General features: G+C 60.4%; 3 protein-coding genes. All 3 read left to right on the plus strand.

Going from position 1 to position 3147, the window contains the following annotated elements; translation table 11 throughout:
* Window positions 1-294, plus strand: a 294-nt coding sequence (locus KDL09_RS09960) for a DUF1585 domain-containing protein (RefSeq protein WP_294384381.1), incomplete at its 5' end; no start/stop codon positions are given.
* 45 nt (window positions 295-339) lie between these two features.
* Window positions 340-1713, plus strand: a complete 1374-nt coding sequence (locus KDL09_RS09965; protein WP_294384383.1) for a DUF1552 domain-containing protein — start codon at window positions 340-342, stop codon at window positions 1711-1713.
* Window positions 1714-1760: 47 nt separating this feature from the next.
* Window positions 1761-2978, plus strand: coding sequence for a hypothetical protein (locus KDL09_RS09970; protein ID WP_294384384.1), 1218 nt, complete (start codon window positions 1761-1763; stop codon window positions 2976-2978).
* Window positions 2979-3147: the final 169 nt, after the last annotated feature.

Here is a 3147-nt window from a genome sequence, read left to right on the forward strand (position 1 = left end):
GAAAAAGTCGCCGCAGGCGTCGGCGAGGACCCCTTGATCAATCCCGCCGGTGCGATGCCCGATGGCCGCGCCTTCAAGGATGCGAACGAGTTCAAGCAGCGCCTTCTCGAAGACCGCGACAAGCTTGGCCGCGCCCTCATTGAGCATCTCTGCACCTACGCCCTCCGGCGCGCCATCGCCTTTGACGACCAGGACGACCTCAACGCCATCCAGGCCGAAGCAAAGAAGAACAACTATCGAATCAAAGACATCGTTCGCGCCGTTGCTCTCTCCGACCTGATGAAAAAGCGCTGATCGAATCCAGCAATCCACTGCCCTGATCCTCCACCCGTCGATTTTATGAACATCCAAACCCAATCCTGGCTTCTCAATCGCCGCCACACTCTCAAAGCCCTCGGCAGTTTCATCTCGCTGCCCATGCTCGAGTGCATGGTGCCCCTGCGTGCCTCTGAAAAAGCCGTCGAATCGCCCAAACGCAGTGCGTTCATCTACCTCGCGAATGGCGTTCACTCGCTGAACTACCAGATCACTTCGTCGGGCAAGGATTACCAGTTCTCGCGGTCGCTTCAGCCCTTGGAGAAGCATCGCGATGCCATCACGCCGATCAGCGGATTGCACCATCCAGGGGCGCTCGGCCACCATCACAACTGCATCTCCGTGTGGCTCACCGGCGCCAAGATCGGGCCTTCGGACCGCAACACGATTTCGGTGGACCAGAAGATGGCGGAGATGACCGCGCCGCACACGCGCTACCCTTCGATGGAGGTCGCACTCACGCAGGGCTCGCTGGCGTGGACCGCGGATGGCGTGCAATTGCCAGCGCTGCGTCGTTGCAGTGAGATTTTCGCATCGCTCTTCGAAGAACCAAAGGGCGGCAAAATGGCCCAACGTCGCGCTTTGCGCCGCAAGGCCAGCGTGCTCGACGCCAACCTTGCCGAAGTGCGCCAGTTGGAGAAAAAAATGGGCGCAGAGGACAAGGGGCGCATGGAGCAATACCTCACCTCCGTGCGTGAGGCAGAGATCCGCACGCGCCGCGCCGATGCGTGGCTCGACACACCGCTGCCGACCATTTCCGAAGCGGATCGCAAACGCACCAACCGCGACATCGCTAAAACGATGGCGGGCGATTACTTCCGCACCGTGTATGACCTCATGGTGCTCGCGTTCCAGACGGATGTGACACGCGTGGCCACCTTCAGCCTCGGCGGCGAAGGCGATGCGTTTTCCATTCCCGAAATCGGCATCACCGAATCGCGCCACCAGCTCAGTCATCATGGCGGCGATGCCGGTTACATGGAGAAGCTCACCAACTACGACACCTTCGCCATCGAGCAGTTCAGCTACTTCCTCACCCGTCTTTCCGAGACGAAGGACCTCAATGGCAAGGCGCTCCTAGGCTCCACGATGTCGCTTTTCGGCAGCGGCATGTGCTACGGTCACAGCCACGGCAACGCCAACCTCCCGCTCGTGCTCGCCGGCGGTTCAGACCTCGGCCTGAAGCACGGCAGCCATCTCGACTTCAACAAGGAGGCCAAAGATTTCGGAGGTTACTCGCTCGGCGCGGACGGTGCGCTCACCACGGCGCATTACCAAGTTTGCAGCCGCCCCGTGAACACCGACGCTCACATGAGCAACCTTCTCCTCCTCATGGCCCAGCGCATGGGCGTGGAGACGGACATGTTTGGCGACAGCAACAAGGTGATCGCGCTGTGAATCGGCTTCTGGTTCTGGGTTCGTCGTTGTGGGTTCTTGGTTTGTGCATGGCACACGCCGAAGAAAATGTGTTCCGCCCCGAAGCTGGAAAATTTCCGCCTCTGGAAAAAGCGCACTCGTACCGCGGCGAACTCGTCTTTGTCGATCACGCGAACCGCCGTGGCAGCCTTCGCGTGGAAGGGTCGGGCCAGTTTCGCCGGAACGATCCACATCCGTTCGCCATGCTGCCCTATGGCATCGTGCGTTATCATGGGGCACCGGCGGATCTGCGCGACATCCCGCTCGGCACCGTGCTGCACGTCCGCGCCTTTCTTCCGCCGGACCCGACCATCTCCGCCGTGCCTGTTCTGCCGGTGAACAACAAGGACAAAGACGCGAACCACAATCGTGGTGCAGGCATCTTCCCCGCCGAGAATCACGTCCTTCTCCTCGAGGACGAGCCCAGCCATTGCCTGCGCGAGGGACTAGTCTGGAAGCTCAAGGAAGTAGACATCAAGAACCGTGAAGGCACGATCATCGCCAGCCGTGAACCGAAGCAAGGTGGCGGTGGCAAGGCCGTCGAGGAAACGCTGAGCTTCGATGCCGCCACGCGCGTGTGGCGTGGTCGCGAATTCCTCCGCATTGAACACCTCATCACCGAAGGCGTGTGGCCTGCGGAAGGAAAAAAAAAGGCCCTCGATGGCCAGACCGTGATGCTCGGCATCACCTGGAAGCCCACGCTTGGCGGTGTCTTCACCCGCTTTCACATCTCAGACATCTGGCTGGACGACGCTGCGCTACAAAACGCGACGCAGCATCAAACCGAAGTGCACAAGGCCTTCATGCGCAGCCGCTGGCTGCCCGCCTGGGTCGATGCGGTCGAGTATGGCAAGTTCGGCCGTGCGACGGTGACCGCGACCTTGTTCGGCGGCATGGATCCCTCGCTTTACGCCGATTTCAAAAAGGGCCTCGCCGCCTTGATGAATGGCGCCGAAAACACGCTGAAGCATACCGAAGGCGGCTCCGCCGGCCCCGCGCAAATGGCCGCACGCGGCAAACTCATCGACGTTACGCAGGTGTCCGGAGACATCCCTCTTGGCAGCAGCGGCATTCAGATTCGTTTCGAAACCGATCTCATCACCGAGGGCATGCGCCCTACACGCATCGTCAAAGTCCGGCCCGCTGACTGGCCCGATGTCCACCTGCCACGCGAAGAGCATCTCGGCAACGGAGCCTCCAACATCGACGAGCGTTTCCCAAATCCGTCCATCTTTCCGAAGTACTGATTCTTACCACTTTCCTGCACTCTCTATGACACGCTCTCGCTTCGTTCTTGGTTGTTCGTTCCTCGTTCTTGGTTGCTCCGCCGCCAAGGCTGTCGACGAACCCTTCCGTCCCGAAGCCGGGAAGTTTCCTCCTTTGGAAAAGGCGCATTCCTATCGTGGCGAACTCGTC

This window comes from Prosthecobacter sp. (genome assembly GCF_020439865.1).
In the GTDB taxonomy this organism is placed as follows: Bacteria; Verrucomicrobiota; Verrucomicrobiia; order Verrucomicrobiales; family Verrucomicrobiaceae; genus Prosthecobacter.